Source organism: Pseudomonas sp. NPDC088322 (assembly GCF_044740745.1).
GTDB classification, from domain to species: domain Bacteria; phylum Pseudomonadota; class Gammaproteobacteria; order Pseudomonadales; family Pseudomonadaceae; genus Aquipseudomonas; species Aquipseudomonas shirazensis.
In genome coordinates this window covers 38,395-57,379 of the sequence record NZ_JBIURK010000007.1, presented here as the reverse complement: position 1 = coordinate 57,379, position 18,985 = coordinate 38,395, and the positions used below count along the sequence as shown (strand labels likewise).

The following is an 18,985-nucleotide window of genomic DNA, read 5'->3' as shown; positions in this document are numbered from 1 at the left end:
TGTAATGGGTATCAGAGTTGATGTGCTGCCACTGACCGTGAACACGCCGGGCCATGCCGTGCTGCGGATCACCGGCTGGGAGGGCGCGAGTGACGGCCTGGAGCTGTCCCTGCAGAGCAGCCAGACCCACGAGTTCCTCCACCCCGGCGCACGCTGGGGCAACGTCGCCCATGGTTTCAAGCTCGATGCCTTGCAGCCGGTGGACGGCGCGCCGGGCCTGGAAACGCGCATTGGTCCTGAGCTGATCGACCCCTTGCTGGAAGCCAGCGGCACCGCCAACTTCCGCGTGGAGCTGAGCGATCCGCAGCAAGGCCAGAGCGACATGGGCATGCTGCGCATCAACAATGAGGTGCTGCCATCGACTTCAGGTGCACCACAGCAGACGCCGCCCCCGCTGCCGGTTCCACCCGCACCTGAGCCGGTCGCGCCAGCGCCAGCGCCAGCGCCAGTCAGCGTGCCTGAAGAACCTGTAACCACAGCCGTTGAACCGGAGCCGAGCCCAGAGCCGGTAATCAATACCAGCAAGCCGATCTCCCCTGCTCCGGCCAAGACCGGCAACCGCTGGCTGCTGCCGCTGTTGCTGGTGGTTTTGTTGCTGCTCGCCGCAGGCGGCGCCTGGTGGTGGTTCAACAAACAACCAACCGCACCGGTCGAAGCACCGAAGCCCGAGCCCAAGACCGAACAGCCAGCGCCCCCTGCGCCCACTGCCGCCCTGCCCTGCACCCTGGAAAGCATGCAGAGCGAAGGCGAGATCCCGTTCGTCCAGGCCTGCATCCAGAACGCCCCAGGCTCGGCCGCGCTGCTGGAAGTGATCAACCAGGCCAAGGCCAGCAACCACTGCGGCGTTGCCCAGCGGCTGTACGCCAACCGCGCCCAGGGCGGCGACATCGAAATCGCCAGTGCCTATGCCCGCGAGTACGACCCCAAGTACCACCAGCCCAGCGAATGCTTCAAGGCGCCAGACAACGCCACCGCAGCCTACTGGTACGAGACCATTCTCGGTTTCGATGAGAACAACGCCGAAGCCAAGCAACGCTTCGAGGAGCTCAAACCATGAGCCTGCGCAGCCTTGGCGCCGCCCTGCTGGCCTTGAGCCTGAGCCCGGTGCTGCACGCGGCCGACAAGCCGCTGCTGCAAGAGGGCAAGAAAACCCTGTTCCAGCGCGTGCTGACCACCCCCGGCTGCAAGCTCAGCGACGCTGCAGGTGCTGCGCCGGGCAAGGCCCAGCCGACCTTCAGCCGCTTTTATGTGTACGAGCGCGCGGCGGTGGACAACCGCCAGTGGCTGCGCGTCGGCCCGGATACCCAGGGCAAGAGCATCGGCTGGCTGCCGGGTGACTGCACTGTCGAATGGAAAATGCAGCTGACCCTGGCCTTCACCAACCCGGCCAACCGCGACCGGCTGATGTTCTTCAAAGACCGCAGCCAGCTCGAAGGCATCCTCGATGCGCCCGACCCGGTCAGCAAGGTCGCGCCATTGCGCGCCCAGCTCAAGAACGGCAAGGAAGCGCCTGGGGTATTGGCCCAGGAGCCGGAGTACTTCGTCGACCTGCAGAAAAACTTCTACCTGCTGCCGGTCCTGAGCGGCGAAGAAGTGATGACTGAAGAAGGCTTCCGCACGCGCATCCTCAACGTCGCCTCGGTGAGCAAGGCCGACGCGGCCAGCAGCGCGGCACCTGCGGCCGGCAGTGCTGCCAGCCAGGCTGCCGCCAACACCCAGATGAAAGCGTTCAGCGCGGCGGTAGTATTCGTCATCGACTCGACCATTTCGATGGACCCGTACATCGACCGCACCCGCGAAGCGATCAAGCGTGTCTACGCCCAGATCGAGAAGGAGAACCTCGGCCAGCAGGTCAAGTTCGGCCTGATCGCCTACCGTTCCAGCACCCAGGCAGTGCCGGGCCTGGAGTACGTCAGCAAGATGTACGCCGACCCCAACACGGTCAAGGACGGTGCCGACTTCCTCAGCAAGGTGGCGGATCTGAAGCAGGCCAAGGTCTCCAGCAAAGTCTTCGATGAAGACGCCTATGCCGGGGTCATGCATGCGGTCGACAAGGTCGACTGGAGCCAGTTTGGCGCGCGCTACGTGGTGCTGATCACCGATGCCGGCGCGCTGGATGGCGGCGACAAACTGTCCAGCACCGGCCTTGGCGCCGAGCAGGTCAAGATCGAAGCCAGCAACCCTGGCGTTGCTCTGTACACCTTGCACCTGAAGACCCCAAGCGGGGCCAAGAACCACGGCAGCGCCGAAGCGCAGTACCGCGCCCTGTCGACCTACCCCGGCACCAACACCTCGCTGTACTACCCGGTCAATGCCGGTGATGTCGACGAGTTCGGCCGCAAGGTCGACAGCCTCGCTGGCGCCATCACCCAGCAGGTCCGTTCGGCGTACATGGGCGAAGACGCCGTTGGCAGCGCCACCAATGCCAAGGCCAGCCCCGCCGAGCAGAAAATGCTCGAAGACGCCGCGCTGATTGGCCACGCGATGCAGCTGGCGTACCTGGGCAAGGCCAGCGGCACCCAGGCGCCGCCGGTGTTCGAGGCGTGGATCAGCGACCGTGACCCGATCAAGCAGAACGTGCCCACCACCGATGTGCGGGTGCTGCTGACCAAGGCGCAGCTGAGCGACCTCAGCGACGTGCTCAAGCAGATCCTCGACGCCGCCAACGAAGGCATGATCTCGCCCAGCGAGATGTTCACCCGCCTGCGCGCCGTGGCCGCAACCATGGGCGCCGACCCTAACCAGCTCAAGCAAGACGCCCGCGTGGCCGACCTCGGTGTGCTCGGCGAGTACCTCGATGGCCTGCCGTACCAGAGCGAAGTGCTCAACCTCGATGAAGAAACCTGGAAAGGCTGGGACGGCCTGGCCCAGGAGAAATTCATCCGCAACCTGAGCACCAAGCTGCGCCACTACCAGCGTTACAACGCCGATGTTGACCGCTGGGTGGCGCTGGCCCCGGGCGCCGACAGCCGCGACAACGTCTACCCGGTTCCTCTGGAAATGATGCCCTGACCACTTATGCTCGAGATCAAGGGATTGCGTGTGGTCCGCGGCCAGGGACCACAGTCACACGCCGTGCGCCTGGATGCGCTGCAGTTGCGCGCGGGCGAGGTGTGGGCGGTAACCGGCGAGAGCGGCTGCGGCAAGAGCACGCTGCTCGAAGCCATCGGCCTGCTGCTCAAGCCTGAGCGACTGGACTGTTACCTCCTCGGCAGCGAGCAGCACGACGTTGCCCGGCTGCTGGCCGGCGAGCAGCACGCGGCCTTGGCTGCACTGCGCTCGCGCGAGCTGGGTTTCGTCCTGCAGAGCGGCGGCTTGCTGCCGTTTCTCAGCGTGCGCGACAACATCCTCTTGCCGCGCCGTCTGCTCGGTCTGGACGCGCACAGCCATGCGGTCGACAAAGCCGTCGCAGCGCTGAGCCTGACGCCATTGCTGGACAAACTGCCGCAGGCACTGTCGATCGGTGAGCGCCAGCGGGTCGCCTGCGTGCGCGCCATCGCCCACGAACCGCGGGTGCTGCTGGCCGACGAACCAACCGCCGCGCTTGACCCACACAACGCGCAGCGGCTGTTCGAGTTGCTGCTGGAGCTGGTTGCCGAACTGGGCCTGAGCGCCTTGCTGGTGTCGCACGACTGGGCGCTGGTCGAGCGCTTTGGCCTGCCGCGTCTGGGCGCGATCAATGGCCAGGGGGAGACCCGTTTTGAACCCTTGGTATAAGCGCCTGGCGCTGCTGGTCAGGCTGTCGCTGGCAGACCTCTGGCATGACCGCAACGTGTCGCTGTGCATGGCCGCGTCGCTGGTGGCGGTGATCGCGCCGTTGCTGTTGCTGTTCGGCCTCAAGCATGGGGTAGTCAGCCAATTGCAGCAGGAGCTGCTCAGCGACCCGCGCAACCTCGAAGTGAAGATGCTCAGCAGCGGCCATTACGACCAGGCCTGGCTGCAACGCCTGCAACAACGGCCCGAGGTTGGCTTTGCGATTGGCCAGACCCGCTCGCTGAATACCCAGGCCGACCTGCTTGGCGAGCGTGGGCGCTTTGTCGACAACGTCGAAGTGATCCCGACCGCGGCCAACGACCCGCTGCTGGCCAGCGAATTCAGCGCGCTGCAAGCCGACCAACTGATCCTCAGCGAGCGCGCGGCACAGCGCCTCGAAGCCAAGGTCGGCGACAGCGTGCGACTGCGCGTCAGCCGCCGCCTCAACGAAGTCAATGAACGTGGCGAGCGCACTCTGCGCGTGCAGGCGATTGTCGCCGCTGTGCGCTTTGCCCGCCCCGCGGCGTTCGTCAGCCCTGAGCTGCTGCTGGATCTTGAGCATTACCGCGACGGCTATCTGGTGCCTGCGTTGGGCGCCGGCAGCGGCCAGTCGCTGGAGGCGGTCGGAGTCGGCTATGCCCGTGCGCGGGTCTATGCACGCGATATCGACAGCGTCGCGCCGCTGGAGCAGTGGCTCAATCAACAGCGCATCGAGACCAGCAGCCGGCTGGCTGAAATCGACAGCGTCAAAGCCATCAACCATGTGCTGGGGCTGATCTTCGGAGTCATCGCCGGCGCTGCCCTGATCGGCTGCATTGCCTCGTTGGTGGGGGCGTTTCTGGCCAACATAGACCGCAAACGCCGCGACCTGGCGGTGCTGCGCCTGCTCGGCTTCACCAGCAGCGCGGTGGCCGTCTACGTGGTGCTGCAAGCGCTGCTGCTGAGCCTGACCGGGTTTGTCGGCGGGCTGGCCTGTTATTACCTGGGCAGCCTGCTGTTCGACCAGTTGCTCGGCAGCAGCCAGGCGACCGGCGCCTTTATTTGCCATATCACTGTCTGGCATGGCCTGGTGGCCCTGCTGCTGGCCTTGCTGGTCGCTGGCCTGGTTGCCTTGATCGGCGCCGTGCGGGCGATACGGATCCAACCTGCGGAGAGTCTGCGTGAACTGTAAAACCTTTGCTCGCCTGGCCCTGGCGCCCCTCGCGCTTGGCTTCGCCCTGGACGCCGCGGCAGCGAGCTGGGACGAGAAATTCTACAATCCCATGGCCGATGCCGACGATGTCGTGCTACCGATGCCCTGTGACGGCGCAATGGTGTTTCGCAAGGTGCTGATCCCGGTGGTCGGGCCGCTCGACGACTACCCGATCAACATCGGCGCCGACAGTGCCGAGTACGGTTATGTCGAGCAGACCCGACCAGCCTTCATCGCCGGCAGCTTCACCAGCGCCAAGGGCGACAAGTCGCGCTATTACCTGCTGGCCAAGTACGAGATGACCCAGCTGCAATACCGCGCCCTGACCGACGAAACCTGCCCGACACCGTCCAACAAACAGCGCCTGCCGGTGGTCTCGATCAGCTGGCTGGACGCCTTGCAGGCCGCCGACAAGTACAACCGCTGGTTGCGCGCCAATGCTGCCGACAAGCTGCCCCGCGAAGACGGCGCGCAGGGCTTCGTGCGCCTGCCGACCGAAGTCGAGTGGGAGTTCGCCGCACGCGGCGGGTTGCAGGTCAGCACCGCCGAATTCCGCGACATTCGCTACCCGATGGCTGACGGCCTGAACGCCCACGAATGGTTTGCCGGTGCGCAATCGGCCAACGGCCAGCTGCAGTTGAGCGGCCTGCTCAAGCCCAATCCGCTGGGCCTGCACGACATGCTCGGCAACGCCAGCGAGATGATGTTCGAACCGTTCCGCCTGAACAAACTCGACCGCCAGCACGGCCAGGCCGGCGGCTACGTAGTGCGTGGCGGCAACTACCTGACCAGCGAAGCCGAGCTGCGCACTGCCCTGCGTCAGGAAGAGCCCTACTACAACGCCGAAGGCGCGGTGACCAAGAAAACCAACGGCATGCGCCTGGCGCTGGTGTCGCCGACCCTGACCTCACGCGAACGGGTCAAGGCCATCGAGAAGAGCTGGAGCAGCCTGGGTAACGACCAGCCGGCCGCCGACAGCAAGGACAAAGGCACGGTCAAGGCCCTCGAAGCGCTGGCCTCGAGCGTGCAGGACGAGGCCCTCAAGGGTCAGTTGAAAACCGTCGAAAACCAGCTGCGCGCGAGCAACCAGCAGCAACAGGAAGCCCGCGACCAGGCCATCCGCGCCAGCCTCAACCTGGGTGCGTTCCTTTGCACCAAGATGCTCGACGACGGCCAGTACCTGGACTTCCTGCAGAAAAACTACGCCGCCAACTGCAAGGCCGGCGAAGAAGACCCAACCTGCGGCATGCGCAAGAGCAAGCTCGACGAGCAAAGCGCGCGCCTGCACAAGCTCAGCCGTTACTACGCAAGCTCGCTGGTCGAATCCGGCTCGCTGTATGGCAAGAGCCTGCTCGAAGCGCAGGTGCCGGTGCTCGAAGGGGTGCTTACCGCCAACAACAATCTCAAGGAACTGACGCCGTACCTGCGCGCCCATTGGGCCAACCAGGTGTCGTTCCTCAAGTCGCAGAAAATTGATACCAACGCCTGGCTGAACAGCTGCAAAGCCGTCGCCCACTGACACCACAAGGAAGCGTAATCGTGATGCACAGCAAAACCGCTCGTAGCAGCTCCTGGATGAGCCTGATGATGGCCGCCTGCCTGGTCCTGACCGGCTGCGCCAGCACCGGCAGCTCGATGCTTGGTGACAGCGGCGGCGGCAAGGCCGACCCGCGCCTGACCTCGGGCGCCGACGCCAAGTTCTTCAGCACTTCGGGATACCAGGCCTGCGCCGTGGCCGCCGGTGCCGGCGTGCTCGCCTGCGTACTGTCCAACTCGGGCAACAAGGCTGCCTGCGCGGTGATCGCCGGGGTTGCCGCTTGCGGTGTGGCCATGGGCGCCAACTACTACCTCGACCAGCGCCGCACCCAGTACGCCGACACTACCCAGCGGCTGAACGCGATGACCGGCGAAGTGCAGAAAGAAAACGCCAAGGTGGTCGAGCGCAGCAACACCCTGCAGCGGGTGATTGCCGACGACAAACAGCAGATTGCCGACATCCAGAAGAGCATCAAGGCCAAGACTGTCGACAAGGCCAAGGCGCAGCAGGAGATCGCCAATGTCGATACCAACATCGGCCTGATGCGCAAAGACCTGGGCAACATGAAAAGCCGCGTCACCGAGTTCGAGAAGGTCGCCAAACTCGAGCGTGACGGTGGTGCCAGCCCGGCCGAAGTGCAAAAGGTCGAGGCCGAGATCGCCAAGATGAACAACAAAGTCGTCGCCCTGCAGCAGGAAGTCGACGGCCTCTACAACCAGCGCTCCGCGATCACCCTCGGTTAAGGAACAGCCCATGTCACTTCGTCATTGCCTGGGCCTTGCCCTGCTCGCCAGCCTCGGCGGTTGCGCCACCACTGCCTCGCAGTGCAACGCTACCGACAATAGCGCCAGCCTGGTCAGCAAGCTCAATTGCGACTACGGCGGCGGCTATGCCGAAGGCGTGCGCAACAGCGAGCAGCAGTTGGTCACCGCGCAGGAGCAGAACCGCCAGTTCAATCAGGTGTTCAGCGAGCTCAGCGCCCTGCAGAGCTCGACCCGCCAGGACCTGGCCGGCCAGCAACGCCAGCAGGCCAACCTGGAGAAATCCCTGAACGGGCTGCTGGCCACGCTCAAGAGCCGCCATGGCAACAAGCAGGAGGTGCAGCAGCAGATTGCCAGCCTCGAGCAACAGCTGAAGAACCGCCAGGCAGCGCCAATGCAGAACGCCAGCAGCGCGCAGGTCGAAGCGCGCAAGCAGGAGCTCAAGGCCCTGCAGCTACAGGTCAGCCGTTTGCAGCTGAGCCTGGGTTACGAGTAAGCCCTTCGGCAGCTACGGCTGCCGATCCTTTTTCAGGATATCCACATGCAGCGGGTCACCCGCGATACCCGACCCGCGCAGGACGATCCGCGGGTGTTGGAACAGGCCATGGCGATCATCGTCAGGCACTTCCCGGCCAGCATCGCTCATCTCTACGCCACCCCGCGCACCGGCCAGGACGGTGTGCGTGAATGGTGGTCGCCGCTGGAAGGCCAGCCGCAGCGCTATCACGACCTCACAGGCGAACAGCAGACGACCTTGCTGCGCGTCTATGACCAGCGCCAGGACGCCCTGCGCCAGTTGGTCGGCGAGCTGAAGGAACGCGGCCAGGAGCAGGAGGCGAGCGTGCTGCGCGCGCTGATCGGCCCGGCCAACCTTGAGCACCTGTACAGCGTCAATGGCGAGCCACTGCTGGTGCGCTGGGCACAGCCGGCGCCGGTCAAGCCAGCACCGGTGGCGGCAGCGCCAGTGCCCGCACCGCGCCCGCGCCGCTGGATCTGGTTGCCGTGGTTCCTGCTGCCCCTGCTTGGCCTGTTGCTGCTGGCCCTGGCCTTGTGGTTTGGCTGGCCGTACCTGCAACGCTGGTATGAACAGCGCGAGCCGGCCAAATTTGCCTGCATGAAAGACGATCAGGCGCTGCCTCCGGAGTTCTCGGTGGTGCTGGATACCTCCGGTTCGATGCTACTGAGCGTCGCAGCGACGGCGGAGGACGAGCAGTGGTTCTTCCAGAACATCGCCGACCCCGCCATCGATCAGGCGCGAGTCGCCGAGGTTACCCGCGCGCCGGTACGCATCGATGTCGCCAAGCAGAGCCTCAAGCAGATGGTCGATGATCTGCACCCGGCCATCGACACGCGCTTCATCACCTTCGACGGCTGCCGAGCGCCGCTCGACCATGGCCTGTTCACCCCGGCCCAGCGCCCGGCGCTGATCAGCGGCATAGAGGGCCTGGTGCCGAACGACGGCACCGCCTTGAGCGCCAGCCTCGACCTTGCCGCAAAAAGCATGAACGGCCGCGACCGCGATGGCGTGATCGTGATGTTCGTCGACGGCGCCGATGGCTGTGGCGAGGATGTCTGTGCAGTCGCTCAGCGCATCGCCCAGGAGCAGCCGCGGCTGCGGGTCAATCTGGTCAATATCAGCAACAACAGCCTGGCCAACTGCATTGCCGACAGCACCGGCGGCCGGGTCTACAGCGGCGATAACGCCGTGCAAGTGGCGGCCGCGCTGAAACAGGCGAGCCAGGAAGTTTCCAGCAGCAACAACTGCAACTAGGACGATCGATGCAACGGGTAATCCGCGACAGCCACGCCAGCCAGGACGCCGCCGCTGCACTCGAGCAGCGGGTAGCGTTGATCCGCCAGCACTTCCCGCCGGCCATTGCTCACCTATATGCCATTCCCCGCCAGGGGCGTGATGGTGTGCTGGAGTGGTGGTCGCCGCTGGAAGGCCAGCCGCATGTGTATGCCGAGCTGGGCCGCGACCAGCAGGCAGCGCTGCTACAACGCTATGAAGAGCGCCAGGCCGCAGTCGGTCAGTTGGCCAACGAGCTGCAGCAGCGTGGTCAGACCCAGGCAGCAGGCGCCTTGCGCAGCCTGATCGCGCCGCCTGATCTGGGCAACCTCTACAGCATCAACGGCGAACCGCTGGTGATCCGCTGGGGGCAGACCGTGCCGGTGGCCGCGCCACCGCCGCCGCCACCGCCTGCACCAGCACCCAAGCCGGCGCCGCCCGCAGCCAGGCCGGCACCGCAGCCCAGGCCTGCGCCACCGCCCAGGGCCGTACCTGCGCGGCGCCTGCGGCTGTGGCCATGGCTGCTGTTCGGCCTGCTGCTGGCGTTGCTCTATGCGCTGTGGTTGAACTGGCCAATGCTGTGGGCGCGCTGGCAGGCCGATCACAGCGCCATGTGCACGCCGGGCGCTGGCTTTCAGGCTTCGGAGTTCGCCGTGGTGCTGGACACCTCCGGCTCGATGAACGAACGCATCCGCGTCAAGCGCGCAGACGACCCGTGGTACATCAGCTTGCTGGCGAAGATCCCGGTGGTCGAGCAGTTTCTGCCGTCGGGCAAGGCCCCGCCGACGACCCGCCTGAGCGTGGCCAAGACGGCCTTGGGCGCGGTCATCGAAGACCTCGACCCGAAGGTGGCGATGCGCCTGGTGACCTTCAATGGCTGCAAGTCGCCCGTCGATCATGGCGTGTTCGCACGTGACCAGCGCGCAGATCTGATCGACCGTATCGCCACGCTCAACGCACGCGGCGGCACGGCGCTCGGGGTCAGCCTGGAGGCGGCAGCGGCCAGCATGGATGGGCGTGAGCGCGACGGCGTCATCGTGATGTTCGTCGACGGCCGCGACAGCTGTGGCACCAGCATCTGCAAGGTCTCCGAGCAGATCGCCCAGAACCAGCCACGGCTGCGGATCAACATCGTCAACATCAGTGCCAGCACCGGCTCCAACTGCGCCGCCAGCAATACCGGTGGCCGGGTGTATACCGCTGATGATGCAGCTGCGGTGGCCGCCGCGTTGGAACAAGCCAGCCGCGAAGTCTCGCAGGGCAACGGCTGCTGAAGCGCAAACGGGCGCACGCCGTGCGCCCGTTTGCAGCCATGACGTTTTTCAATCGACTCCATGCCGTTTTCCGCGTTGCCGTGCAAGGCGCCTTGGCGGATGCTTTATTTACCTGAGCATCCCCCCATTCGCGCACCGAGGCCTGCATGAAAACCGTCGACGAAATCCTCAAGAGCAAGGCACAACACCAGACCGTCTACACCATCGGCCCAACCGAGTCGGTGCTGGCGGCGCTGAAGCTGCTCGCGGAAAAAAACATCGGCGCCTTGCCGGTGGTTGAAGACGGGCGCGTGGTGGGCATCGTCAGCGAACGTGACTATGCGCGCAAGCTGATGCTCAAAGGCCGCTCGTCGCCGTTCACTACAGTGGCCGAGATCATGACCGCAGCGGTGATCACGGTTGAGCCCAAAACCAAGCTCGATGAGTGCATGCAACTGATGACCGACCGCCATCTGCGCCACCTGCCGGTGGTCAGCGAGGGCAAGCTACTCGGCTTGCTGTCGATCGGCGACCTGGTCAAGGAAACCATTACCGAGCAGGCCAACCTGATCAGCCAGCTGCAACAGTACATTCGCGGCGAGTGAAGGTTGTTTCAGTGATAGGCGCTTTCCAGCTCGTCCAGCTGATGGTCGAAGCTGCGCAGGCGCGCTGACCAGGTGTACACCAGCACTTCCAGATCACGGTTGAGCACTGCCGTCCCGCCCTTGCCGGCCACCGGCCCGTCGCCCAGATCCAGCTGGTAGCGCTCACGGGCCATGGCCGTAGCCACGCTGGAAAGGTCGCGGGCAAATGCCAGCCAGTGCTGGTGCGGGTCGTGGATTTCGCGGTCGAGCTCGCGGCATTGGCACTTCAGCGCATCCAGGCTTTGCTCCAGCGGCGTGCCCTTGAGCTCGCCCATGACCTCTTCGAAGGTGCGCCCGGAGTGCCAGTAACTGCCCCAGAAATAGCGGTCGAACACGGTTTCGACCCGGCGCAGGGCAACTTTGGTGTTCCAGATGGTGACCAGGGTATGGCCCTGGCTAAGTTCGCGCCTGTTCAGCTGCAAGTGCTGCCAGGCGATCCAGGCCAGCCCGCAGAGCGCCGCTGCCGCGGTGACCGCAGCAGCGGCGTACAGAAACTGCACGGCCTGGTTCAGCTGATGGGTGTGCCGGATACCGTAGAAGTAGCCGGTGGTCAGGGTGCCGAGGATTGCCACGATGCACCAGAAACCGGCTGCATAGGGATCTTTCATCACGCTATCCCCTTGTTGTTTTACCTCAGCATAGCAACGCCACTTCACCCATCAGGTGCCGCTCGGCGCTTTATTTGCGGGGGCGACGCAGGGCTTCGTTGAGTTGATCAAAGGGCATTGCCCAGTCGGCGTCCTCAAGCACCGCTTCTTTGAGGAATGCGCGCTGCGAGTCGCTCCAGAACGGCGCATCGACCAGCTTGATTTCGTTTTTCAGCGGCGAGTGCGAGGTGATGAACTGATCGATGCTCTGCGCATCGTGGTCCAGCCCCAGTTGCATGAACAGTTCGGCAAACTGATGAGTCGGTGCTTCCATGGGTGCCTCCTCGCCAAGCTGGCCGTCGACGACGCCGGCCCGGCGCTGGTTGAGTGAGAGATGAGGTGGCCGCAGCCACCTTGCTCAAAGATAGACACCAGCCAGGCCACTCAAGGTCGAAGCAATTTGCACTTTTTATCCGACAAGCGTCACAGCGGCGCCCGGCGCAGTGTGGCGAGGAAAGCTGCAGCGCCGACAAACAACCCGGCAAAGGTACGGTTCAGGCGCTTCTGCTGTTTAGGCGTGCGCAGCAGCCGCAGCACCCGCGAGGCCAGCCCGGTGTAACCAGCCATCACCAGCAGGTCGACGCAGACCATGGTCGCGGCAATCGTCAGATACTGCGGCAGCAGCGCCTGATGCGGGTCGATGAACTGCGGCAGCACGGCGAGCATGAACACCAGTGCCTTGGGGTTGCTGACATTGACCAGCAAACCACGGAACACCAGGCTCAGCGGCTTGCCGATCGGCCGTATCGGCGACTCGGCGCTCATATCCATGGGCAGCGCGCGCCATTGCTTGTAGGCGAGGTACACGAGGTAGAACACGCCGAACCACTTGATCACCTGAAACGCCGTAGACGAGGCGGCGAGGATGGCGCCGACGCCGGCTGCAATGATCGCGATCTGCAGCAACAGACCGAGTTGCAGGCCCAGGGCGTTCCAGTAACCGCGCCAGAAACCGTACTGCAGGCCGCTGGACATCGAGGCAATCGCCCCCGCCCCCGGCGACAGGCTGATCACCCAGCACGCGGCAAAGAACGCCAACCACGTTTCCATCGACATGTAGCACCTCATAGCGGATATGTTGCAAAACATTAAGCTAAGAGGTTGGCGGCGAAATCACCAGCGTTTTTTGTGGGTTTGCAGCAGGTGCGGCTAACGTCAGTCAGCCTGGACAGCAACATCCTTGGCCACACCCGGCACCTCGCTGCCACGCCAGCGCCGTACGCACTTCTGGAAGAACTGGCTATTCGGCACCTGCACCAGCGCGCCGCCGGCATCGGGCATTTCCATCAGGGTGGTGAACAGCAGGTTGATCGCAATCACTCGGCCCTTCACGCCCGGCTTGTCGAGGGTTTCCACCAGCTCGACGACGTCACCGATACGAAACGGGCCGACAGTAAAGATCAGCACGGCGCAGAGCAGGTTGGACAACACGCTCCACATGGCAAAGAACGCCACCGCCGCTACGGCGACAAAGCCTGAAAGCGCGGTCCAGAGCACGGTGGCCGAGACGCCAAGACGCTCCAGCACAAACAGCAGAGCACTGCCCATGATCAGCCAGCGCAGGCCGCCACGTACCGGTACCAGCAATTCTGGTGGCAGTGGATAGCGTTCGCCCAGCCGGCTCAGGCAACGGCCGACAAAACGTTGCAGGATGAACGCTGCGGCGAGGATCAGCAGAATCTGCGCGCCTAGCCACAGCGAGCCCATCCATTGCCCCGGCAGCAGGCCGTGCAGGTCTTCCATCAGGACAACGCCTCAAGCTCGGCCTGCATGGTTTCGAGCAGCTCAAGTGCCTCCATCCAGGCTTCTTCAAGCTCGGCTTCGCGCTGCTTGAGTTTGCTCTGACGGCCGAGCAGATCACGCAGAGCATCCTTGCGCGATTGCTCGTAGAGGCCGCTGTCGGCCAGGGCCGTGTCGATCTCGGCCAGCTGACTGTGCACCTGGCCCAGCTCGGCTTCGAGCTTGTCGGCAGCGCGCTTGTGCGGCGCCAGTTGCTGGCGCAGGGCAGCGGCGGCCTGACGCTGGGCCTTTTTGTCGGTCTTGTCCGGGTTGACCGGGGTGCTGCTGACCGGAGCGTTGCGCTGGCGGTAGTCGATCAGCCAGCGGCTGTAGTCATCGAGGTCACCGTCGAAGGTGTCGACCTTGCCGTCGGCAACCAGCAGGAAGTCGTCGGTGGTGCTCTTGAGCAGGTGACGATCGTGAGAGACCACCACAACTGCCCCGCTGAACTCCTGCAAAGCCATGGTCAGCGCCAGGCGCATTTCCAGGTCGAGGTGGTTGGTCGGTTCGTCGAGCAGCAGCAGGTTGGGCCGTTCCCAGGCGATCAGGGCCAGGGCCAGCCGGGCTTTTTCACCACCGGAGAAGTTCACCACCGGCTCCTCGGCACGCGGGCCGTGGAAGTCGAAGCCGCCGAGGAAGTCGCGCAGGGTTTGCTCGCGCTCGGTCGGGGCAATCCGCTGCAGGTGCAGCAGCGGGCTGGCCTTGTCGTCCAGCGAGTCCAGCTGATGCTGGGCGAAATAGCCAACCGAAAGGTTCTCACCGCGCACCAGGCGCCCGCCCAGCGGCTGCAGTTCGCCGGCAAGGTTCTTGATCAGGGTCGACTTGCCGGCGCCGTTGGGCCCGAGCAGGCCGATCCGCGCACCCGGCGTGAGCTGCAGCTTGACATTCTCCAGCACGGCGGTGTCGCCGTAACCCAGACGGCCTTCGGAAAGGTCGAGCAAGGGGCTGGAGATTTTTTGCGATTCGCGGAAGACGAAGTCGAACGGCGAGTCGACGTGCGCTGCCGACAGCTCTTCCATGCGTTCCAGGGCCTTGATCCGGCTCTGCGCCTGACGGGCCTTGGTCGCTTGCGCCTTGAAGCGTGCGATGTATTTTTCCATGTGCGCACGCTGCGCCTGCTGCTTCTCGTAGGCCTGTTGCTGCTGGGCCAGACGTTCGGCGCGGGTGCGTTCGAAGGCGCTGTAGCCACCCTTGTACAGGGTCAGCTTGCGCTGCTCGACGTGGAGCACGTGGTCGACCACCGAGTCGAGGAAGTCGCGGTCGTGGGAGATCAGCAGCAGCGTGCCCGGGTAGCCCTTGAGCCAGTCTTCCAGCCAGAGGATGGCGTCCAGGTCCAAGTGGTTGGTCGGCTCGTCGAGCAGCAGCAGGTCGGACGGGCACATCAGGGCCTGCGCCAGGTTCAGGCGCATCCGCCAGCCACCGGAGAAGTCGCCGACGCGGCGGTCCATCTGCTCGTTGCTGAAGCCAAGGCCGGCCAGCAACTTGCGTGCACGGGCATCGGCGGTATAACCGTCGGCGCCCTCCAGCTCGCTGTGCAAGCGGGCCAGCGCAGTGCCGTCGTGGGCTTGCTCGGCCACTGCCAGCTCGGCCTGGACCTGACGCAGGCGCAGGTCGCCATCGAGCACATAGTCGACTGCCACGCGCTCGAGGGTATCGACCTCCTGACGCATGTGCGCGATGCGCCAGTCGCCGGGCAGCTGGCAGTCGCCGCCGTCGGGCGTGAGCTCGCCGCGCAGCAAGGCGAACAGGCTGGATTTGCCGGCGCCGTTGGCACCGATGAGGCCGGCTTTATGACCGGCGTGCAGCGTCATCTCGGCGCTATCTAGCAGGCGCTGCGGACCACGCTGTAAAGTGAGGTTGGTTAGTCTGATCATGATGGTCGCGGAGTCTACCAGCTTCCTCGGCCGCTAGCGCGAGTGGAACCATGCACACCGACCTGTGGAATTACGCCCTGGCCCTGTACGCCCGGCCCGGAGTTGAAGCGGCTTGCCTGCAACTGCAGGAGGACGGCGCCGACGTGTGCCTGCTGCTTTGCGCAAGCTGGCTGCAAGCGCGCCGGGCACGCGTCAGCGATGAGCGCGTGTGCGCCCTGCTGGCGTTAGCTGAGCCGTGGCGAATCGAGGTGGTCCAACCACTGCGCACGCTGCGTCAGCAATGGCGTATGGCAGCGCAGGGCGATGCCGCGCTGGCACTGTTGCGGGAGCAGTTGAAGGGCTTGGAACTACAGGCTGAAAGAACCTTGCTCGAGCGTTTGCAGGCGTGCTCGCAGCAATGGCCCGCAGGCTCGGACGAGACCGCGGACGATTGGCTGGTCCGGGTGGCGCCGGACCTGTGCCGCGACCACGGCGCGCTGGATCAATTGCGCGCCGCAGCGTCAGCCCTTCAGGACGCCGAAGACGGCGACTGAGCTGGGGTGTTGGCCGCTCCAGCAGGCGTTGCCGCTGGTGCTGCCGAGTTGGTGCTGGTTGCTGCGGTGCTGGCTTTGGCGTCGTCTGTTTTTGCAGCGGCTGGCTTGGCTGCAGCTGGCTTGGCAGCCGGTTTGGTTGCTGCGGCCTTGGCCGGTGCTTTGGCAACGGCGGGTTTGCCTGCAGCGGCTTTAGCTGGCGCCTTGCTGGCTGCAGGCTTGGCAGCAGCAGGTTTGGCAGCAGCCTTGGCGGCAACGGGTTTGGCAGCGGCAGGTTTGGCTGGCGCTTTGGCAGCCGCCGGTTTGGCAGCGGCAGTCCTCGCTGGGGCTTTGCTGGCAGTGGGCTTGGCAGCTACTTTGGCCGGTGCTTTGGCCGGTGCTTTGGCAACGGCAGGCTTGGCTGCAGCGGCCTTGGCTGGTGCCTTGCTGGCAGCCGGCTTGGCGACAGCTTTAACAGGCGCTTTGGCAGCAGCTGGCTTGGCGGCGGGTTTGACCGCAGCGACTTTGGCTGGAGCTTTGCTGGCAGTGGTCTTGCCGGCTGCCTTGGCTGGCGCCTTGTTGGCAGCAGGTTCGGCAACAGTGCGTTGCTCGAGGGCCTTGGCGGCTGCTTCACGGACCTTGCCTACGCCTTGAGCGATTTTCAGGCTCTGCTGCGCATCGCGCTTGAGCTGCTGGATGTAGATGCGGGTCTGCGATTGACGCTCTTTGAGCGAGTCGAGCACTTCTTCAAGTTCGCTGGCAGCCTTGTGCGCCTTGTTCTGCGCCTTGGCTTTTCCAGCCTGGGCAGCGTCTTGCAGTTTCAGCCGCGAACCGTGCAGTTTTTCCTGCGCCTTGCCGCGTTGTTTTTCCAACTTTGCCAACAGTTTCTCTGCATCCGCCAGCGCTTGCGAGCAGGCATCTTCCAGATGTTCGAGCAGGCTACCGGAAAGTTGCTGGAGCAGGTGCAACGGCGTACTTACTGGCTTCTTCTTGGCCGACATGGTTTACCTCCTGGCTGATGAGATTGCGGCTCATACTATGCTTCTGCTGCTACCGCCGCTAGGGCATCTTGACAGTATTGCTGGGGCCGCGTTGCATGCCTGGGCAAAGTTGTTATGGTGCAGCTCGAGCAAGTGTAGTTGGCCCTTGTTCGGCTGTTGCTACTTGGCCATCGCGTCCGGAGTCGATCGTGTCCCGTTATCTTCTGCTCAGCCTCTGCCTGCTCGCGCCATTGAGTGTTGCCGCGCCGGCCAGCAATACCGATCAGGATATGGCCTACAGCCTGGGCGCGAGCCTCGGTGAGCGGCTGCGTCAGGAGGTCCCTGACCTGCAACTGGAAGCCCTGGTCGAAGGCCTGCGCCAGGCCTACCAAGGCAAGCCGCTGCGGCTCGATCAAGCACAGATGCAAAGCCTGCTCGAGCAGCATGAAACCGAGGCCCAGGGCAGCCAGGCACAAGCGGCTGAAATCCGCTTCATGGCCAATGAACGCGGCCGAGTCGGCACCCATGAGTTACCTGAAGGAATTCTTTACAGCGAGTTACAGGCAGGCACTGGCGCGCAGCCCAAGCCCGGCGGCAAGGTGCAAGTGCGCTACGTAGGACGTCTGCCGGATGGCTCGGTGTTCGACCAGAACCAGCAACCGCAGTGGTTCAGTCTGGACTCGGTGATCGAAGGCTGGCAGGCGGCGCTGCCAAAAATGAAGGCGGGAGCCAAATGGCGTTTGGTGATCCCTTCGGCGCAGGCTTACGGCGCCGACGGGGCGGGCGACCTGATCGCACCCTACACCCCGCTGGTATTCGAAATCGAATTGCTGGCAGTGGCCGACTGATCGAGGCGATCAGGCCTGCAGTGCAGCTTCCTGTTTGTGTGCGGTGTGCAGCACTTCGATCAGGCAGTCTTCCAGCTCGAAGCGTTCGCGCAGATGGCCGCCCAGTGCTTGCAGGGTCTGGGCGAAGCGCTCAGGGTCGTTGCACTCGGCCTTGTCACAGTGATCGTTGAAGTCCAGCGCGATCTGGGTGATGTCGGTGATGCGTGGGGTCATGTCTTCGGCCAGCGCCAGGGCGCGCTTGTCGTCGAAGGCCTTGGCCTCGCTGAGCAGCTGCTCGAACACTTCGAAATGCCAAGCCGATACATAGTCGACCAACACGCCGCAGAAATCACGGCTCTGCGCCTTGTCAGCGAAGGCTGGCTTGGCGTCGCGCAGTGCGCGGAAAGCCACCACCAGCTCCTGGCGTTCCAGCAGCCAGCGATCGATCAGCTTGTGGACCCCGCCCCAGCGTTCCTGGGCATTCTGGCAACTATCGAGCATGGCAGTTCTTCCCTTCTGGGTAGATGCCGCTGCACCTCGTTGCGCAAAGGTGCGCGACAAAGGGACGTCAGCAGTACGGCATCGAGCAGTTGTGTTTTCAGTGTCCGTGCTGGGAGATTATTCCCGCACGTGCTACCCATCAAGGTACGCATCGGACAAAGTTCATACAAGCGTTTCATCCCTTGATAGCGCGCCGCCGGTCGAACCATGCGCCAAGCTTGCGCTGGATCAATGTTGGGCGAGGCGGCGCAAACGATCAGCCACCAGCCGCGACAGCGGCAGCGCTGCCAGCAGCAGGAAGGCCAGCAGGCTCCACTCGGGCAAGGTCAGGTCGAGAAAGCTCCAGGACAACGCGCCGCAGTCAGGGCCACCCTTGAGCAGGGTTTCCAACGCTTGCCGCCACGGCTGCTCAAACACCGTCGGCAGCGGCTGCAGGCCGGCGCCATGAGCAAACTCCGAGCCCTGCAGCCAGACCTGCCGCGCCGCCAACAGCGCGCCGCTGGCCGAGCAGGCCAATGCCAGCGTCGTGTAGACCAGCCAACCGAGACGCTGCGGGGCATGCACCAGCGCAACCAGGCAGACCAGCGCATACAGGCCCAGCAGCAGGCGCTGGCCGGAACACAGCGAGCAAGGCAGCAACCCCAGGTTTCTTTCGAGGGCGAAAGCGGCAAACAGGATCGCCAGCGAGGCCAGCAAGCCTGGGAAAAATAGAGTACGAAAACGGGCCAGCGGCATGGCGATGGGGTCCCGGAGGAGTCAATGACGTGGCTTGAGACGGTAGAGGAAATGGGTACTTTGTTTCAAGGCAATACAGTCGGGACAAGTCTCTGATTGCTGAGGAAAGTTTACCGATTGCTGTGGGAAATTTCCGAAGGGGGTCATCCCAAATTGACTTCACCGCTTCGGATTAGATACCAGCCCTTGGGCCTGCGCGGCTTG

General features: G+C 64.3%; 20 protein-coding genes. 12 read left to right on the top strand and 8 right to left on the bottom strand.

All coding sequences use genetic code 11. The features are described from left to right. Positions 1 to 4: 4 nt before the first annotated feature. The 10 genes from ACIOAU_RS18695 to ACIOAU_RS18650 all read left to right on the top strand — a co-directional run bounded on the left by ACIOAU_RS18695 (position 5) and on the right by ACIOAU_RS18650 (position 10,890). Positions 5 to 1,057 (top strand): hypothetical protein, encoded by a 1,053-nt coding sequence (locus ACIOAU_RS18695; RefSeq protein WP_401183842.1) that lies wholly within the window; start codon positions 5 to 7, stop codon positions 1,055 to 1,057. Beyond that, positions 1,054 to 3,012: a vWA domain-containing protein gene (locus ACIOAU_RS18690; protein ID WP_150570543.1), complete on the top strand. Its 1,959-nt coding sequence runs from the start codon at positions 1,054 to 1,056 to the stop codon at positions 3,010 to 3,012. Before ACIOAU_RS18695 ends, ACIOAU_RS18690 begins: the two co-directional genes overlap by 4 nt. Positions 3,013 to 3,018: 6 nt before the next feature. Next, the gene (locus ACIOAU_RS18685) at positions 3,019 to 3,717 is read left to right on the top strand and encodes an ABC transporter ATP-binding protein (protein ID WP_103435361.1); all 699 of its coding nucleotides are present in this window, start codon (positions 3,019 to 3,021) and stop codon (positions 3,715 to 3,717) included. After that, entirely contained in the window at positions 3,701 to 4,924 is a 1,224-nt protein-coding gene (locus ACIOAU_RS18680; RefSeq protein WP_101322610.1) for an ABC transporter permease, read from the top strand. Before ACIOAU_RS18685 ends, ACIOAU_RS18680 begins: the two co-directional genes overlap by 17 nt. Positions 4,925 to 5,015: 91 nt before the next feature. Continuing rightward, positions 5,016 to 6,464, top strand: coding sequence for a formylglycine-generating enzyme family protein (locus ACIOAU_RS18675; protein ID WP_262500185.1), 1,449 nt, complete (start codon positions 5,016 to 5,018; stop codon positions 6,462 to 6,464). A 20-nt stretch (positions 6,465 to 6,484) separates the two neighbouring features. After that, a complete protein-coding gene (locus ACIOAU_RS18670; protein ID WP_375139952.1) occupies positions 6,485 to 7,225 on the top strand; it encodes a hypothetical protein in 741 nt (246 codons plus the stop codon). Positions 7,226 to 7,235: 10 nt separating this feature from the next. After that, positions 7,236 to 7,739, top strand: a complete 504-nt coding sequence (locus ACIOAU_RS18665) for a hypothetical protein (RefSeq protein WP_401183837.1) — start codon at positions 7,236 to 7,238, stop codon at positions 7,737 to 7,739. A gap of 45 nt (positions 7,740 to 7,784) precedes the next feature. Beyond that, entirely contained in the window at positions 7,785 to 9,014 is a 1,230-nt protein-coding gene (locus ACIOAU_RS18660; protein ID WP_220632783.1) for a hypothetical protein, read from the top strand. 8 nt (positions 9,015 to 9,022) lie between these two features. Beyond that, positions 9,023 to 10,306: a hypothetical protein gene (locus ACIOAU_RS18655; RefSeq protein WP_401183834.1), complete on the top strand. Its 1,284-nt coding sequence runs from the start codon at positions 9,023 to 9,025 to the stop codon at positions 10,304 to 10,306. 146 nt (positions 10,307 to 10,452) lie between these two features. Next, positions 10,453 to 10,890 (top strand): CBS domain-containing protein, encoded by a 438-nt coding sequence (locus tag ACIOAU_RS18650; protein WP_101322616.1) that lies wholly within the window; start codon positions 10,453 to 10,455, stop codon positions 10,888 to 10,890. Positions 10,891 to 10,898: 8 nt separating this feature from the next. Here ACIOAU_RS18650 and ACIOAU_RS18645 read toward each other — a convergent pair whose 3' ends face one another. From ACIOAU_RS18645 to ACIOAU_RS18625, 5 genes are all read right to left on the bottom strand, one after another. Continuing rightward, positions 10,899 to 11,537, bottom strand: a complete 639-nt coding sequence (locus ACIOAU_RS18645) for an NADH:ubiquinone oxidoreductase subunit N (protein WP_188036872.1) — start codon at positions 11,535 to 11,537, stop codon at positions 10,899 to 10,901. Between the two features lie 70 nt (positions 11,538 to 11,607). After that, positions 11,608 to 11,850, bottom strand: coding sequence for a DUF2789 domain-containing protein (locus ACIOAU_RS18640; protein WP_188036873.1), 243 nt, complete (start codon positions 11,848 to 11,850; stop codon positions 11,608 to 11,610). A gap of 149 nt (positions 11,851 to 11,999) precedes the next feature. Further along, the gene (locus ACIOAU_RS18635) at positions 12,000 to 12,632 is read right to left on the bottom strand and encodes a LysE family transporter (RefSeq protein ID WP_101322619.1); all 633 of its coding nucleotides are present in this window, start codon (positions 12,630 to 12,632) and stop codon (positions 12,000 to 12,002) included. A 99-nt stretch (positions 12,633 to 12,731) separates the two neighbouring features. Beyond that, complete coding sequence (locus ACIOAU_RS18630) at positions 12,732 to 13,319, bottom strand: mechanosensitive ion channel domain-containing protein (RefSeq protein ID WP_401183829.1); 588 nt, start codon at positions 13,317 to 13,319, stop codon at positions 12,732 to 12,734. Next, a complete protein-coding gene (locus ACIOAU_RS18625) occupies positions 13,319 to 15,229 on the bottom strand; it encodes an ATP-binding cassette domain-containing protein (RefSeq protein ID WP_401183826.1) in 1,911 nt (636 codons plus the stop codon). Before ACIOAU_RS18625 ends, ACIOAU_RS18630 begins: the two co-directional genes overlap by 1 nt. A 50-nt stretch (positions 15,230 to 15,279) precedes the next feature. Here ACIOAU_RS18625 and ACIOAU_RS18620 point away from each other — a divergent pair, with 50 nt between their 5' ends. Then, positions 15,280 to 15,762: a TIGR02444 family protein gene (locus tag ACIOAU_RS18620; RefSeq protein ID WP_181108538.1), complete on the top strand. Its 483-nt coding sequence runs from the start codon at positions 15,280 to 15,282 to the stop codon at positions 15,760 to 15,762. On the opposite strand, the gene ACIOAU_RS18615 is transcribed toward ACIOAU_RS18620, so the two are convergent. Then, positions 15,738 to 16,739, bottom strand: coding sequence for an AlgP family protein (locus tag ACIOAU_RS18615; RefSeq protein ID WP_312391252.1), 1,002 nt, complete (start codon positions 16,737 to 16,739; stop codon positions 15,738 to 15,740). The genes ACIOAU_RS18620 and ACIOAU_RS18615 overlap by 25 nt on opposite strands. 188 nt (positions 16,740 to 16,927) lie before the next feature. Between ACIOAU_RS18615 and ACIOAU_RS18610 the strand changes: the two genes are divergently transcribed. Beyond that, positions 16,928 to 17,566 (top strand): FKBP-type peptidyl-prolyl cis-trans isomerase, encoded by a 639-nt coding sequence (locus tag ACIOAU_RS18610; protein ID WP_150573208.1) that lies wholly within the window; start codon positions 16,928 to 16,930, stop codon positions 17,564 to 17,566. A gap of 9 nt (positions 17,567 to 17,575) precedes the next feature. On the opposite strand, the gene rsd is transcribed toward ACIOAU_RS18610, so the two are convergent. Both rsd and ACIOAU_RS18600 read right to left on the bottom strand, forming a co-directional pair. Next, on the bottom strand, positions 17,576 to 18,046 hold the full coding sequence (rsd, locus tag ACIOAU_RS18605) for a sigma D regulator (RefSeq protein WP_101322625.1): 471 nt from the start codon (positions 18,044 to 18,046) through the stop codon (positions 17,576 to 17,578). 228 nt (positions 18,047 to 18,274) lie between these two features. Further along, a complete protein-coding gene (locus tag ACIOAU_RS18600; RefSeq protein ID WP_401183821.1) occupies positions 18,275 to 18,781 on the bottom strand; it encodes a disulfide bond formation protein B in 507 nt (168 codons plus the stop codon). Positions 18,782 to 18,985 lie beyond the last annotated feature (204 nt).

Coding starts and splice junctions, on each gene's coding strand:
- ACIOAU_RS18695 (WP_401183842.1), top strand. CDS start 5: ATGGGTATCAGAGTTGATGTGCTGCCACTGACCGTGAACACGCCGGGC.
- ACIOAU_RS18690 (WP_150570543.1), top strand. CDS start 1,054: ATGAGCCTGCGCAGCCTTGGCGCCGCCCTGCTGGCCTTGAGCCTGAGC.
- ACIOAU_RS18685 (WP_103435361.1), top strand. CDS start 3,019: ATGCTCGAGATCAAGGGATTGCGTGTGGTCCGCGGCCAGGGACCACAG.
- ACIOAU_RS18675 (WP_262500185.1), top strand. CDS start 5,016: ATGGCCGATGCCGACGATGTCGTGCTACCGATGCCCTGTGACGGCGCA.
- ACIOAU_RS18665 (WP_401183837.1), top strand. CDS start 7,236: ATGTCACTTCGTCATTGCCTGGGCCTTGCCCTGCTCGCCAGCCTCGGC.
- ACIOAU_RS18660 (WP_220632783.1), top strand. CDS start 7,785: ATGCAGCGGGTCACCCGCGATACCCGACCCGCGCAGGACGATCCGCGG.
- ACIOAU_RS18655 (WP_401183834.1), top strand. CDS start 9,023: ATGCAACGGGTAATCCGCGACAGCCACGCCAGCCAGGACGCCGCCGCT.
- ACIOAU_RS18650 (WP_101322616.1), top strand. CDS start 10,453: ATGAAAACCGTCGACGAAATCCTCAAGAGCAAGGCACAACACCAGACC.
- ACIOAU_RS18645 (WP_188036872.1), bottom strand. CDS start 11,537: ATGAAAGATCCCTATGCAGCCGGTTTCTGGTGCATCGTGGCAATCCTC.
- ACIOAU_RS18640 (WP_188036873.1), bottom strand. CDS start 11,850: ATGGAAGCACCGACTCATCAGTTTGCCGAACTGTTCATGCAACTGGGG.
- ACIOAU_RS18635 (WP_101322619.1), bottom strand. CDS start 12,632: ATGTCGATGGAAACGTGGTTGGCGTTCTTTGCCGCGTGCTGGGTGATC.
- ACIOAU_RS18630 (WP_401183829.1), bottom strand. CDS start 13,319: ATGGAAGACCTGCACGGCCTGCTGCCGGGGCAATGGATGGGCTCGCTG.
- ACIOAU_RS18625 (WP_401183826.1), bottom strand. CDS start 15,229: ATGATCAGACTAACCAACCTCACTTTACAGCGTGGTCCGCAGCGCCTG.
- ACIOAU_RS18620 (WP_181108538.1), top strand. CDS start 15,280: ATGCACACCGACCTGTGGAATTACGCCCTGGCCCTGTACGCCCGGCCC.
- ACIOAU_RS18615 (WP_312391252.1), bottom strand. CDS start 16,739: ATGTCGGCCAAGAAGAAGCCAGTAAGTACGCCGTTGCACCTGCTCCAG.
- rsd (WP_101322625.1), bottom strand. CDS start 18,046: ATGCTCGATAGTTGCCAGAATGCCCAGGAACGCTGGGGCGGGGTCCAC.
- ACIOAU_RS18600 (WP_401183821.1), bottom strand. CDS start 18,781: ATGCCGCTGGCCCGTTTTCGTACTCTATTTTTCCCAGGCTTGCTGGCC.